Source organism: Pseudomonas sp. NC02, assembly GCF_002874965.1.
Classification (GTDB): Bacteria; Pseudomonadota; Gammaproteobacteria; order Pseudomonadales; family Pseudomonadaceae; genus Aquipseudomonas.
In genome coordinates, this window is sequence record NZ_CP025624.1 from 5,875,984 (window position 1) to 5,890,717 (window position 14,734).

The 14,734-nt window shown below is 60.0% G+C and carries 11 protein-coding genes; 4 read left to right on the top strand and 7 right to left on the bottom strand.

Going from position 1 to position 14,734, the window contains the following annotated elements; all coding sequences use genetic code 11:
- Positions 1-45: 45 nt before the first annotated feature.
- Positions 46-1,182, bottom strand: a complete 1,137-nt coding sequence (locus C0058_RS27635; RefSeq protein ID WP_003216028.1) for an acyl-CoA dehydrogenase family protein — start codon at positions 1,180-1,182, stop codon at positions 46-48.
- Positions 1,183-1,402: 220 nt separating this feature from the next.
- Between C0058_RS27635 and C0058_RS27640 the strand changes: the two genes are divergently transcribed.
- Positions 1,403-2,323: a GlxA family transcriptional regulator gene (locus C0058_RS27640; protein WP_173406101.1), complete on the top strand. Its 921-nt coding sequence runs from the start codon at positions 1,403-1,405 to the stop codon at positions 2,321-2,323.
- Positions 2,324-2,517: 194 nt separating this feature from the next.
- On the opposite strand, the gene zapE is transcribed toward C0058_RS27640, so the two are convergent.
- The 3 genes from zapE to C0058_RS27655 form a co-directional block, all read right to left on the bottom strand.
- Positions 2,518-3,612, bottom strand: a complete 1,095-nt coding sequence (gene zapE, locus C0058_RS27645; RefSeq protein ID WP_003216025.1) for a cell division protein ZapE — start codon at positions 3,610-3,612, stop codon at positions 2,518-2,520.
- Positions 3,613-3,690: 78 nt separating this feature from the next.
- Positions 3,691-5,046: a tryptophan--tRNA ligase gene (locus C0058_RS27650; RefSeq protein WP_008437254.1), complete on the bottom strand. Its 1,356-nt coding sequence runs from the start codon at positions 5,044-5,046 to the stop codon at positions 3,691-3,693.
- Positions 5,047-5,062: 16 nt separating this feature from the next.
- Entirely contained in the window at positions 5,063-5,692 is a 630-nt protein-coding gene (locus tag C0058_RS27655) for an alpha/beta hydrolase (RefSeq protein WP_023659190.1), read from the bottom strand.
- 147 nt (positions 5,693-5,839) lie between these two features.
- On the opposite strand from C0058_RS27655, the gene C0058_RS27660 reads away from it, so the two are divergent.
- Positions 5,840-6,277, top strand: coding sequence for a YhcB family protein (locus C0058_RS27660; protein WP_003216019.1), 438 nt, complete (start codon positions 5,840-5,842; stop codon positions 6,275-6,277).
- Between the two features lie 198 nt (positions 6,278-6,475).
- On the opposite strand, the gene C0058_RS27665 is transcribed toward C0058_RS27660, so the two are convergent.
- The 3 genes from C0058_RS27665 to C0058_RS27675 all read right to left on the bottom strand — a co-directional run bounded on the left by C0058_RS27665 (position 6,476) and on the right by C0058_RS27675 (position 10,116).
- Entirely contained in the window at positions 6,476-8,200 is a 1,725-nt protein-coding gene (locus tag C0058_RS27665) for an ABC transporter ATP-binding protein/permease (RefSeq protein ID WP_102369913.1), read from the bottom strand.
- 100 nt (positions 8,201-8,300) lie between these two features.
- Positions 8,301-8,861: a response regulator transcription factor gene (locus tag C0058_RS27670; protein ID WP_003216016.1), complete on the bottom strand. Its 561-nt coding sequence runs from the start codon at positions 8,859-8,861 to the stop codon at positions 8,301-8,303.
- Positions 8,854-10,116, bottom strand: a complete 1,263-nt coding sequence (locus C0058_RS27675; protein WP_003216013.1) for an ATP-binding protein — start codon at positions 10,114-10,116, stop codon at positions 8,854-8,856. The genes C0058_RS27670 and C0058_RS27675 overlap by 8 nt, the downstream gene beginning before the upstream one ends.
- Positions 10,117-10,322: 206 nt before the next feature.
- On the opposite strand from C0058_RS27675, the gene C0058_RS27680 reads away from it, so the two are divergent.
- Positions 10,323-11,036, top strand: a complete 714-nt coding sequence (locus C0058_RS27680; protein ID WP_003216012.1) for an SIMPL domain-containing protein — start codon at positions 10,323-10,325, stop codon at positions 11,034-11,036.
- Positions 11,037-11,336: 300 nt separating this feature from the next.
- Positions 11,337-14,684 (top strand): dermonecrotic toxin domain-containing protein, encoded by a 3,348-nt coding sequence (locus tag C0058_RS27685; protein WP_023659189.1) that lies wholly within the window; start codon positions 11,337-11,339, stop codon positions 14,682-14,684.
- Positions 14,685-14,734: the final 50 nt, after the last annotated feature.

Here is a 14,734-nt window from a genome sequence, read left to right on the forward strand (position 1 = left end):
GGGAGCGGGCTTGCTCGCGAAGAGGCCCTCAAAAACACCAAGAATTCAAAGCGCCCGCGCAATAATCTCCTTCATGATCTCATTCGTCCCCGCATAAATCCGCTGCACCCGCGCATCTGCCCACGCCCGCGCAATCGGGTATTCCCACATAAACCCATACCCGCCGTGCAGTTGCACACACTCATCCAGCACCTTGCACTGCAGGTCCGTGGCCCAGTATTTGGCCATCGCGGCCGTGGGCACATCGAGCTTGCCTTCCAGGTGCAACTCCATGCACTTGTCGACAAATACCCGGCCGATCTGGGTTTCCGTCGCAATCTCCGCCAGCTTGAATCGGGTGTTCTGGAAGTCGATGATCGCCTTGCCGAAGGCCTTGCGGTCGCGGGTGTATTCCAGCGTCCATTGCAGCGCCGCCTCGGCTGACGACAACGCGCCAATCGCCACCGTCAAACGCTCCTGCGGCAACTCCTGCATCAGGTAGGCAAAGCCCATCCCCGCCTGGCCCAGCAGATTCTCCTTGGGCACCCGCACATCCTGGAAGAACAGCTCCGATGTATCCTGGGCCTTCATCCCGACCTTCTCCAGGCGCTTGCCCTTGTCGAAACCCGGCGTGTTGGCCTCCACCAGGAACAGGCTGGTGCCCTTGGCGCCGGCCTTGGGATCGGTCTTGGCCACGACGATCACCAGATCAGCCAGGAAGCCATTGGTGATGAACGTCTTGGAGCCGTTGATCACGTATTCATCGCCATCCAGCACCGCCGTGGTCTTGACCCCTTGCAGGTCGGACCCGGCACCCGGCTCGGTCATGGCAATCGCCGTGACCATTTCCCCGGAGATCAGCTTGGGCAGGTACTTGTGCTTCAGCGCCTCACTGCCGTAATGCAGGATGTAGGGCGCAACAATGTCCGAATGCAGGGAGAAACCAATCCCGGTCAATCCCAGGCGACTGATCTCCTCGATCACCACCGCGCTGTAGAGAAAGTCCGCCCCGAGGCCGCCGTACTCTTCCGGCAAATGCGAGCAGAGCATCCCCGCCTCCCCCGCCTTGTTCCACAGGTTGCGGTCGATGTAGCCCTGCTTTTCCCATTGCCCGTGGAACGGCGCCGCGTCTTTTTCGAGGAAGGTGCGCACGCTCTGGCGGAAGAGTTCGTGCTCCGAGCTGAACAAGGTTCTGGGAATCATGGGTCACCTGTGTGAATTGTCGGACAAGACCGGGATCACAGAGCCTAAGCCGCGAAGGCGTCACAGGACACTGGACACATGCGACAAAAAATAAGACGATCCAGCCGTCTGGTGACCACTTTCCCCTATAAGAATAAATGAAATTATGTCTAACCAAATCTCCACGCCCTTGCGGCGCGTCAGCATTTTGGCCATTGATCGGGTATTCGCTTCAACCCTCATGCAAGCCAAGGATTTCTTCCACCTCGCGAGCCTGCGCTACGGCAAACAGCTGGGCCAGGGCCTCACTCCCGCTTTCGAAACCCGCCTGGTCAGCCCCGACGGGCAGTCGGTGCGCAGCTTCAGCGATGTGATCATGCCGGTGGACGGCGGCCTCGAAAACGCCGACATCATCGTGCTCCCGGCCTTCTGGGACGATTTCGACTCGTTGTGCCAACGCTACCCCCAAGTGCTGCCCTGGCTGCGCGAACAACACGCCCGTGGCGCGGTGCTGTGCGGCGAAGCCACCGGGGTGTTCTGGCTCGCCGAAGCCGGCCTGCTGGATGGCAAGGAAGCGACCACCTATTGGCGCTTCTTCAACGCTTTCACCGAACGCTTTCCCAAGGTGCAGCTGAACCAGGACAAGCACCTGACCGACGCCGACAACCTGTACTGCGCCGGCGGCACCACCTCGGCCTGCGACCTCTACATCTACCTGATCGAACGCTTCTGCGGCGCCAACATCGCCCAGGCCGTGGCCCGCGACATCCTCTACGAAGTGCAACGCAGCTACGCCCCCGGGCGCATCGGTTTTGGCGGGCAGAAGCTGCACCAGGACGTGATCATCCTGCAGATCCAGCATTGGCTCGAAGAGCACTTCGCCGACAAGTTCCGCTTCGAAGACGTGGCCCGGGAACACGGCATGAGCATCCGCAACTTCATGCGCCGCTTCCAGACCGCCACCGGTGACAAGCCGCTGCACTATCTGCAACGGTTGCGCATCGAGACAGCCAAGGGCCTGCTGTCCGGCAGCCGCAAAAGCATCAAGACCATCAGTTACGAGGTGGGCTACGACGACGCGAGCTTCTTTGCGAGGCTGTTCCGCCAGCATACCGAGCTGTCGCCCAACCAGTATCGCCAGCAGTTCCAGCAGGCCGCGTAACCAAAGGGTATACGCAGTAAAAATGTGGGAGCTGGCTTGCCTGCGATGGCAGCGTGCCAGGCACCAGCGGCATTAGCTGACAGACCGCTATCGCGGGCAAGCCCGGCTCCCACAGTTGCTTTCTGTTGACCTGGAAATTTTGCATAAAAAAAGGCCCGCATCGCTGCGGGCCTTTTTCATTTCAAGCACATCGCTTACGGCTTGTGCGCCCGCGACAGGAACTCGTGGGACTGCATTTCCAGCAAGCGGCTCAAGGTGCGCTGGAATTCGAAGTTCAAGCGGCCGCCGGTGTAGAGGTCCTTGAGCTCGACTTCCGCCGAGATGATCAGCTTGACGTTGCGGTCGTAGAATTCGTCGACCATGTTGATAAAGCGCCGCGCGATGTCGTCGGTGGTGACGCTCATCTGCTCGACACCGCTCAGGATCACCGCGTGGAAGATCTTGCCCAGTTCGATGTAGTCGTTCTGGCTGCGAGGGCCGTCGCACAGTTCGCGGAATTCGAACCAGGCCACGTCATCGCAGGTACGCAGTGCGATGATTTCGCGGTTTTCGATGATCAGCTTGTCGTTTTCAATCGCCTGGGTGCATTCCGGCGTCAGCGCGCGGAAGCTCTTGCGCAGGCTTTCCTGGGCCACTTCGTTGAGCGGGTAGTGGAACAGTTCGGCTTGTTCAAGGTGACGCAGGCGGTAGTCGACGCCGCTGTCGACGTTGACGATGTCGGTGTTCTGCTTGATCAGGGCGATGGCCGGCAGGAAACGCGCGCGTTGCAGGCCGTCCTTGTACAGGCCGTCTGGCACGATGTTCGAGGTGGCGACCAGGGTCACGCCGTTCTTGAATAGCTCTTCCATCAGGGTGCCGAGGATCATCGCGTCGGTGATGTCGGACACGAAGAACTCATCGAAACAGATCACCCGGGCTTCTTCCGAGAAGCGCTTGGCGATGATGGTCAGCGGGTTCTTTTCGCCCGGCAGGGTCTTCATCTCTTCGTGCACGCGCTTCATGAAGCGGTGGAAGTGGGTGCGGACCTTTTCCTTGAACGGCAGCGCTTCGAAGAAGGTGTCCACCAGGTAAGTCTTGCCCCGGCCAACACCACCCCAGAAATACAGGCCCTTGACCGGCGTGTGGTCTTTCTTGCCAAACAGCTTGCTGAACATGCCCGGCTTGTTCTGCGAGGCCTGGACCAGATCGTCGTACAGGCGCTGCAAATGGCGCACCGCAGTTTCCTGGGCAGCGTCATGGAAGAATTCAGGGCGTTTCAGATCAGCTTGATATCGTTCTAGGGGCGTCATAATTCGTTAGCAAGGCAACAAAAACGGGCCGCCACTGTAACGACGGCCCTGAAGAATGGCAATCACCCCTTGGTCGGGTCAATCCTCGATTGGGGTCAACGCAACGCGCAAGGCTTCGATCGCCGCATCCCGCGAGGCGCTGTCGGCGAACGCCGGGCTATCGGCGACGACTTCACCGTCCAGCCACACGCTGAAGCTCGAGGCTTCACTGCGTACATCCAGCGCCTGACCCGATTGCAGCTGCTTGGTTACGGCGCCTGCGGTTTTACCGTCGGCAAAGTTGCGCGACAGCAGCAGTTGCTCGCCTTCGGCCGCCAGCAAACGGAAGCGGAAGCTGCCGTCGTCTTCGCGGAAGCTGACAAAGCGCGCGGCTTTCGCAGCTTTCTTCTTGGTGGTGGCAGCCACGGCGACCGGGTTGACGAACGAGCGCAGGCCCACCGCTTCACGCAGTTCGGCCAGGAACGGTGCAGCCACGGCGCGGGCTTTGCGGGCGCCGACCAGCAGCAGGTCTTCCATGTCCGACGGGCGCGACATCAGTTGGTGATAACGCTCGCGCGCTTCACCCAACTGGCCGTCCAGCAGTTGGAACAGACGGTTCTTCGCCTCACCCCAGCCCAGGCCTTGCAGCAGTTCACCGCGGAACTCTTCTTCCTGGGCCTGGGTGGCAAACGCCTGGTACAGGGTGAACAGGTGCGAGTTGTCCGGATCCTTGGCTTCGCCCGGCGCGCGGGAGTCGGTGACGATCCGCGAGATCGCGTCCTTCATGTCCTTGGCGCTGGTGAACAACGGGATGGTGTTGTCGTAGCTCTTCGACATCTTGCGGCCATCCAGGCCCGGCAAGGTGGCGACGCTTTCTTCGATCAGCGCTTCGGGCATGGTGAAGAATTCTTTACCCTTGCCGAACAGGTGGTTGAAGCGCTGGCCGATGTCGCGAGCCATTTCCACGTGCTGGATCTGGTCACGGCCGACCGGCACCTTGTGGGCGTTGAACATCAGGATGTCCGCGGCCATCAGCACCGGGTAGCTGTACAGGCCCATGGTGATCCCCGCATCCGGGTCTTCGCCGTTCTCCAGGTTCTTGTCCACCGAGGCCTTGTAGGCGTGCGCACGGTTGAGCAGGCCCTTGGCCGCCACGCAGGTCAGCAACCAGGTCAGCTCGGGGATTTCCGGGATATCGGACTGGCGGTAGAAGGTTACCCGGTTCACATCCAGGCCACCGGCCAGCCAGGTCGCGGCAATTTCCATGCGCGAGCGCTGGATGCGCTGCGGGTCATCGCACTTGATCAGGGCGTGGTAGTCGGCCAGGAAGTAGAAGGAGTCGGCGTTGGCGTCCTGGCTGGCAAGGATCGCCGGGCGGATCGCGCCGGCGTAGTTGCCCAGGTGCGGCGTGCCGGTGGTGGTGATGCCGGTGAGGATGCGGGTACGGGTCGTCATGGGTGATCGCTTGTCATCAATTCGAAAGACGTGGCAGCACAAGATCCTTGAGATCGGTCAGCTTGCCATGAAAAAAGTGTCCGCATTCTGCCACTTTCAGCAGCTCATGGGGGCGATTCAGGGCCGCGGACCAGTCGTAGACGAGTTGCGGGTCGACCACTTCGTCGGTTTCCGGCTGGATCACGGTCAATGGGCAGCCTTGTGGCAACACGTCGTTATCCCGCAGGCGCATCACGGCCGCGGCCACCATGAACAGGTGCGCGAGTTTTTCGCCCTTGGCTTCCAGGCGGCCGCCGAGGGTGGCCGCGACAAACCCGCCGAAGGAAAAACCCAGCAGGGTGATCGGCAGGTCGGGATGCTTTTCACGCAGCCAGGTGGCTGCCGCTTCGGCGTCGTCGACTTCACCGGTGCCCATATCGTGCGTACCGGCACTGGTGCCGACACCGCGATAATTGAAACGTAACGTGATCAAGCCGGCATCGCGCGCGGTGCGTTGCAGGGTCGATACGACTTTGTTGAGCATGGTGCCGCCCTGCACCGGGTTCGGGTGACAGATCAGCGCCAGGCCACGTGGCTCGGGGTGATCCAGATACAGGGCTTCCAGTTGGCCTACCGGGCCATCGATCAAAACGGGGGTTTCACGCATCAGCAAGGAAGGAACTCCGTGACCTCTCAAGGGGTCGACTCGTCTAGCTAAAAGTCTGTGCATGGCATCATTGCGAGCTTAATCGCGGTATACAGCGCAGGTCCGAGCCGTTAACGTAAAGCAAAGCCGTTTATAGAGGAAGGACTCGTGGAACACTCGCTCTTAGTTTGGTTGTTGCCGACTCTCGCCTTGGTTGCCGGTGTCGCCATTGGATTCCTGGTTGCCCGCCTGCTGCCGAATGCCGCGCCTAACCGCACGCAGCGTCAGCTGGATGACATTCAGGAACGTTTTGACAGTTATCAGAACGAGGTTGTTACCCACTTCAACAGCACCGCGACCCTGGTGAAAAAGCTCACTCAGAGCTATCAGGAAGTACAGGATCATCTCGCCGAGGGTGCCAACCGCCTGGCCCTGGACGACATCACCCGCCAGCGCCTGCTGGCCGCGCTGCATTCCGATGCACCGCACGCTCCACGGGAACGCCTGACCCCTCCGCGGGAAAATCAGGAACCGCCACGGGATTACGCGCCAAAAACGCCAAACGCCCCGGGGATGCTGGATGAGCATTACGGCTTGAAAAAGTAATAGCTTTTCAAGCGGCATGAAAAAGCCCGGCTGATCGATGATCAGCCGGGCTTTTTTGTTGGAACCAGGTCGACCAGACGACACTGATCCAATGTGGGAGCGGGCTTGCTCGCGAATGCGGTCTATCAGTCACCCTATGTATTAACTGACCCACCGTATTCGCGAGCAAGCCCGCTCCCACATTGACCGAGTCCGACTTCAGGACACTGGCTGTTCTTGTAGCTGCCCGTCCTGTATCCGCACATGCCGCCCATGGAAACGCTTGAGGCTGCTGCGGTGCCCGACGCTGACGATGCTCAACCCCGGCAACTCATCGATCAACGCCTGATACAGCGCCGCCTCATCTTCCTCGTCCATCGCCGAGGTGGCCTCGTCCATGTACAGCCATTGCGGTTCAAACAACAACGCCCGCGCAAACGCCAGGCGCTGTTGCTCACCCGGCGACAGCATGCGCTGCCAGTGATTGGCTTCGTCCAAGCGTGGAATCAGATGCGCCAGGCGGCAGGTTTCCAGGACCTGTGCATAACGTTGCGCCGGGTACGCGCCCTCCTCCTGTGGATAACTCAACACACCCCGCAAGGTACCAATCGGCAGGTACGGCTTTTGCGGCAGGAACAGATAACGCTCGGCCGGCAAGCGGATGTTGCCGTGGCCGTTTGGCCAGAGATTGCCCATGGCCCGCAGCAAGGTTGACTTGCCGCTGCCGGAACGCCCGCTGAGCATCAATCGCTCACCCTCGGCAACCGTCAGGTTGGCGCCATCCAGCAGGTGACGACCATCCGCCAGATCGAGGCTGAGGTTGCTCATCTGCAAATTGCCGCCCTGGCGTTGCAACTCGATGCCCATGTTGCGGCCTTCGTTTTCTTCCATCGCCTCGCCAAAGCTCAGCAGACGATCACAGGTCGCACGCCAGCTGGCCAACACGGTGTACGCGTCGACAAACCAGCTCAGGCTGCCCTGCACGCTGCCAAACGCGCTGGCCACTTGCATCAGCACGCCCAGCTCTATCTGGCCGGAAAAGTAACGCGGCGCTGCCACCACAAACGGGAAGATGATCGCGATCTGCGAGTAACCACTGGTGAAGAAGTTCAGGCGCTTCTTGAGCTGCATGATGCTCCAGAAGTTGCTCCACACCCGCCCGAAACGTGCACTCAGTTGCTGGTGTTCATTCGGCTCGCCATTGAACAGCGCGATGCTTTCCGCGTTCTCGCGCACCCGCACCAGGCTGAAACGCAAGTCGGCCTCGAAGCGTTGCTGGCGGTTGCTCAAGCCGATCAGTTTTCGACCAATCAAGTGGGTCAACCAACTGCCCAGCACGGCATATACCAGTGCCGCCCAGAACATATAGCCGGGAATCGTGATGCCCCAAACCTCGATACTGCCGGACACGCCCCACAGGATCACCGAGAACGACACCAGGCTCACCAGGTTACTGATAAACCCCAGGCCCAGGCTCAGGGTGCTGCTGGTAAAGGCGTTGAGGTCTTCGGAAATACGTTGGTCGGGGTTATCGGTGTAGCCGCCATATTCCAGGTGGTAGTAGTTCTTCTCGCTCAGCCACTTGGCGAAGTAGGTTTCAGTCAGCCAGCGCCGCCAGCGGATGGTGAGCATTTGCTGCAAATAGGAAGTGAACACCCCGGTGACGATCGCCACCACGGCGATCACGCTGAAATACATCAGCAGGTGGGTGAAGGCGTCGTAGTCCTTCTTTTCCAGGGCGTTATAGAAGTCGCGGTTCCAGCTGTTGAACCACACCGACACCGCCACACTGAACAGCGAAAGCCCCAGCACCACCAGCAACAACAGCCAGGCCTTGAACTTCTCCTCACTGCGCCAGTAGGGGGTGATCAGCGCCCAGACTTTCCTTAAAAATTGCCCACGCACCGCGTCATTGACCGCGGAATACTCAGCGTTCTGATTCATTGTTCAGGCTCGGTAGGAAAAAAATAACAGGCGTTTGAACCGATCATAGACGATCGGTTCAGGGCTCCGTGCGGCCTGAAGCAGATTGTTCAGTCGCCGTTCAACGTCGAACCGGGCGTTTCTGCAACTTGCGCTGCAACGTTCGACGATGCATGCCCAGGGCGCGAGCCGTGGCGGAGATGTTGCCTTCGTGCTCGGTCAACACCCGCTGGATGTGTTCCCACTGCAGGCGGTCCACCGACATCGGGTTTTCCGGCACCAGGGTGTCGAGGTCAGCGTGCTCGGAGAGCAAGGCGGCCAGCACGTCGTCGGCATCTGCCGGCTTGCACAGGTAGTTGCAGGCGCCACGCTTGATCGCCTCGACGGCGGTGGCAATGCTGGAATAGCCGGTGAGGATCACCACGCGCATTTCCGGGTCCAGCTCCAGCAGCTTGGGCAGCAGCACCAGGCCGGAGTCGCCGTCCATTTTCAGGTCCAGGGCCGCGTATTCCGGCAGGTCGGCCGTGGCGATGGCCAGGCCTTCCTCGGCGGAACCTGCGGTGCTGACGCGAAAGCCACGACGGCTCATGGCGCGGGCCATCACGCGGGTAAAGGTGGCGTCGTCATCTACCAGCAGCAGGTGCGGCAGTTCTTCGCCTTCGACTTGGATCTCGTCACTCATCGATGTCTCCTCGTGCGACACGGGGCAGGCGCAGCTCGGTGAGCGTGCCGCCTTCCTCATGACTATAGAGTTTCACTGAGCCGCCCGCGCGGGTCACGCTGGCCTTGCTCAAAAACAGGCCCAGGCCGAAGCCTTTGCCCTTGGTGGTAAAGAAGGGCTTGCCGATCTGCTCGGCAATCGCCAGCGGCACACCGGCGCCGTGGTCGCGAATGCTGATGGTGAAGTCTTCCGCATCCCAGTCCAGCGTCACTTCCAACCCTTCCGGGCAGGCATCGGCGGCGTTGTTCAGCAGGTTCAGCAGCGCCTGGGTCAGGTCCGGCGGCGGCGCCATGCGCGGCACCGTGCCCTGGCCCAGCAGGTGGAACCGGTAACTGGCTTCGGGACGCATCAGGTGCCAGCGGTTCAGGGCTTCGTCCAGCCACTGGGTGACGTCTTGCATCTCCACCGCCAGGCGGCGATTGGCCTCGGCGGCGCGCACCAGCTGCTGCAAGGTCAGCTTGCACTGCTTGACCTGTTCCTGCAGCACACTCAGGTCGTCTTGCAGGGCCGGGTCGTGGTGGTCCTGGGTCATTTCCTTGAGCAGTACGCTCATGGTCGCCAGCGGCGTGCCCAATTCGTGGGCCGCGCCGGCGGCCTGGGTGGCGACGGCCAGCAGCTGCTGGTCCCGCAGGCCTTCTTCACGGCGAATGGCGCGCAGCTCTTCCTGGCGGCGCAGCTCTTCCGCCATTCGTGCGGCAAAAAAGGTGATGACCGCCGCCGACAGGGCAAAGCTCAGCCACATGCCGTAGATCTGCAGGTTTTCCCGGGCGATGGGGAAGGTCTGCAATGGGTAGAACTGTGCCAGCAGCAGGGTGTACAGGGTCAGGGCAATACCCGACAGCACCACCGAATAACGCCACGGCAAGGTCACCGCCGCGATGGTCAGTGGCACCAGGTAATAGGACACGAACGGGTTGGTGGAGCCGCCGGAGAAGTACAGCAATACGCTGTGGATAAACAGGTCGCAGGCCAGTTGCAGGGCGTATTCCAGCTCGGTCACAGGCCACGTGGTGCGCAGCCGGATGACGGTAAATACACACAGCACCGTGGAGAAGCCGAGGGTCACGGCCAACTGCAACCAGGGCAGCGGCAGCAGCTTGAACCAATAGGCGAGCCCCACCGAACCGGCCTGTGCGGCCAGCACCAGGGTGCGGATGAACGTCAGGCGCCAAAGGTTCTGGCGGGTGGCGGAAGTCAGTTTTACGGCGGCGAGCATGAGCTCTCCCGATGAGCGCTGCAGGCGGATCGCACGGAGTATAAACGAAGCGACAGCGCTGGCACGGCGTGTGTGGCTCTTTGACGCAGGGGTCAGGATCATGACCGTTCGTCGGCATCCGCCAACTTGTAGCGAATGTGTAAACCCGAAGAACTGAAACCTTGCGTCTACAGTCTTACCGAACACGAACATCTCAAGGAGCTTACATGTCTCGTTTCATTCGCAGTGCAGCCACCCTCACCCTCGGCGCCGCTACCCTCGCCAGCCTGCCGGCCATGGCCGCTGACGAACTGCATTACAACCAGATTTCCCTGCGTGCCGAAGTCAGCCAGGAAGTGGCGCGCGACCAGATGATCGTCACCCTGTACACCGAGTCGCAGAACACCGACCCGGCCAAGCTTGCCGCCGAAATCACCACCACCATGAACAAGGCGCTGGCCCAGGCCCGCGAAGTCAAAGGCGTGACCCTGCGCCAGGGTAGCCGCAACAGCTACCCGATCTACGACAACAAGAACCAGAAAATCACCGGATGGCGTGAACGCGCTGAGCTGCGCATGGAAAGTGCCGACTTCGCCGCCCTGTCCAAGCTCACCGGCGACATGCTGACCAACCTGAAAATGGACAGCATGGACTTCGCCATCGCCAACCCGACCCGCAAGGCCAGCGAAGATGCCCTGCTTAAAGAAGCGGTCACCGCATTCAAGGCCCGTGCCCAACTGGCCACCGATGCGCTGGGCGGCAAGGGCTACAAGATCGTCAACCTGAACTTCAACACTAACGGTTATCCACAGCCGTATGCACGTGGCGGGATGATGATGAAAGCCGCAGCGATGGATTCGGCACCGACGCCGGAAGTCGAAGCCGGCACCAGCCAGGTCAACATGACCGCAGATGGCGTGATCGAAGTCCAGATGCCTTGATCGAGCGGTACCCCAGTTGCAATGACGCTGCCTACGGGCAGCGTTTTTTTTTGCCTGCGCACTTCATTCAAGAAGTATCAGCGGTAATAACCGGATATCAGCTTAAGAAAATACTCAATGGCTGAGAGTGTTCTGGTCCACACACCTTGAAGCGCACCGGCGATAAATCTTTTCAGCTTATAACCCGCGTAATGGCGAACTACATCTTCCCCATCAAAGAACGGAACACGCCTACACGCTGAACCACCTATGGCGGACATCACATCATTCCTGCACACCATGCACATCAGGATTTGTCATATGACCACCATAGGTTCCATCGCGGCAAACAACGGCTTCTTCCTTGATACCCCCTCCTCGGCAGGTATTGCCGAAGAACAGGGAAAACCCCGCCAAGGTACGGATACTTCACGGCAGACATATTCGCCAGGGCAGCCCGTAAAGGCAGCCGATCGGGCCACCGACACTCCCGCATCACGACCCCGCCGTCACACTCACGACGTGTTGATCCCGGGATTGCCATACAACAAGACAGTCGAAAACTACATTCGCAGTGCAACGACAGGGTTCGAGACGCCCCTGGAAAGCACCGCCAACCTTATCAAGGCCGAAATCAAGAAAAAGTGGGGTGAGGACGTTGATCCGGACAACACGTTTATTACTACCTTCAACTACGACCCGACACGGGGAAGGCCTCCTCGCAATGCAAAGGTACTGAACCGGATAACCTTGACCCAGGCGGCCCTGCAAGATGTGCAGAAAAAAAACAACACCGATGAACACCAGACGCCCGAGGAAAAAACACGCACGACCCTGCATACCTGGCTGGAACGGCTACTGACGTTTTCGCCGCTGGGCCAGGCGGGGCTTGCCATTGACTCTGCCGTCAATGCCCAGCAGACCTATGAGTTTATATACCGCGCCTCCCCGCCCGGCCAGCGCCAGCAATACAACGAGTCGATGCGGATCAAAAAGACCCCGGAGCAATTCAGGGAATTGGTGTGGAACACCGAACGCGCCGCGCCGTATAAAACATTCCTGGATACGTTCTGGCCCAGCCACGAAAGCAAATACACGGCATTGACCAAGGCCTCCTTCGTTGCCGCCATCCTGCTCCAGGAAAAGACCGGCAGCCTGAGCCCAAGCGACAAGGAACTGGCGCTACGCGCAGCGAACTTGACCACCGATAAAGACTGGTCGAACCTCCGCGTCGAGGACCTGAAAGCCTCTGCCGCCCAGGACCCAGGCCTGGAAATGGGTCTGCTCAGCATCAACGGTTTTCAATCTTCGGACCTGCTGTACATCACCGACAAAAACCCCAAGGTCACCGATGACGGCAAGATCATCAGCCCCACGCTTTTGTATATTCCCGGCAACTCGTCGCCTATTCATCGCTTTGACAGCCAGGCCCAGATGAAAAACTGGCTGGCTGAGCAAGCTGCCGACCCCACCAAGCGCGAAGCCCTTTCAACCCATTTCACGCTGCGTGACCAGGCCGACCGGACGTTCTCCGACGGCGTGAACCAGACACTGACCGGGCTGGGTGGCTGGCACCGCAAAGACGCGCCGGATGCCGATGTGTTGGAGCGCCTGAATGAATTCAACCCGCAGACTTTCATCACCACCGAACCCCTCGCCCAGGACCCATTCGAGGCCATTACTGCCCGCCAGAAAGATCGCTCGTACAAGGATGCCGAGACCCAAATCGTCACCGACAGCGACGTGACCAAAGCCAACATCCTCAAAGGCCTGGAAACCGCCACCAAAGTCGCGATGCTGATGACGCCGCTGGCACTGGTGATGCCCGAAGTCGCCGTGGCCCTCGAGGTGTTCTACGTCGCCTCCGGCGTAGCGGAGGCCGGTATCGGCATCGATGACGTCAAGCACGGCAAGAAAGGCGGGGCCGACCATATCGTGTTCGGAGTGCTCAATGCGCTGCCGACGGTGGCTTCGGGCGCAACTTCACTGGTGGAGAAAGGGATAGAGAGGGCCTCGAAAGCCCTTGAGTCCTCCACCCGCATCGCCCTCACGCGCGAAGTCGAGCCGGGAGCTGCAGGGGCAAGCGTGCTGGTACCTGAGGGCCTGTCCGCAGACCAGACCTTCCTGATCAAGCGTGCAACCCATACCGATGTAGTGGTCGGGGATGACGTTTACCGCTACGACCCCGCACAACCGGACGCCTTGACCAAGATGGGGCCTACCGAGCATGCCGAGCCGCTGGAGGATTTTGAAGCCGTTTGTGCGCCGGTTGGGCGCCGCGTAAAGCGCAACATTGACAGCTTGTGCTACACAAAAATGATCGAGGACGCCGATACATCGGTCGCTCAAGACGCCCAGGCACTTGAGCATCGGCGTCTCTTGCCGGGCGCCCCAACGCAGGAAGGCGCGCGGACCGTGGTGCATGAGCACAGGCTGTATAGAGTGAGCGACACATCCAGCCAGGAGCTGATGTCGGTGCCCGGGCACACGCCGGTTACCTACCGCAACCAAACCAGCGGGGTGGTGCTCAATGAGCCGGACTTCGGCTATGAAGATATCGGTCAACCACGGGCGCTCAACCAGGAAACCGTGGTTGTAAAGCTGGACCAGATCAGTGATCTCAGTGATGACCAGCGCGTCCTGAGGGGCATAAAAATACCCTACGCAGGAATAGATTATGTGGTGGTCGAGGGCGATACCGGCATTTACTACGTGGCCGAATACGACGGTTCGAACCCTGCGCTCAACTTTCAACGCATCGCCGCAAACACCGATCCGGCCAGCCGGGACATCATCAGGCTGCATGACGAGTACAAGGACCTCTATCGTGACATTTCCGGAAAAACCCACAATAACGATCTGGTGATACTGCCCTCCCTGGACTCACTGGCAAAAAAACTGAGCCTTGAATACAACTTCACACCCGATCAAGCCACCCAACTGGACCGAGTCCTGGCCGGACTGTCCGATGAAAAGAAACGTGAAGTTCTACTGGCAGTCTATGCCTGGGACAAGAAGGTAGAGGTGGCCGCCAAGACCATACAACTTGAGCCCCTTCAAAAGCCTCACTATTTCGGGCAGCTCACGGTCAACGAGCAAAACAAGGCCTACGCCCGTTGGGGCAAGAGAACGGTGGAGGAACAGTTCCAGACAACCGGTATACGGTCGGCCAACCAGAAAACCCTGGCCGATGCCGGTAACAGTCTGCGCAGCGACGTGGCCAATGAAATAGTGACCTGGCTATACACTCGAACCGGCGCGCCCAACTACTCGGAGGTCATCCTGAAAACGGGTGCTGGCAATTGCGACCAGATGGCCAGGGTCGCCACCGATACCGTTAACGCCAGTGGCGGCTTTGCCCGCATTGCACAAGTGCAGGGACACACCTTCAGCGTGGTCGGCGGCCCCGCAAGTCAGCCTAACCTCTTGACCGCTGGATTTGCCGAGCCCGAATGGGCTGATGCGTGGATAGTGGACCCATGGGCCGGTATCACTTGTCCGGCCAACGAGTACCACGGCCAATTCGCACAACGCATGCAGGAATGGAGCGACGAGGGCCGGCAAATCCTGATCGGAGATGGTGGTACGCCGCCTCGGCACGTCTGGAGCGATCCTATGGACCCGCGGTGGATACAGTCCACCGTTTATGGCGGCGCACAGGTGTTTTAAGGCGATCGCCGCGACGCAGGCGCTTATCTCAACCTGGGTAACCCGAACGG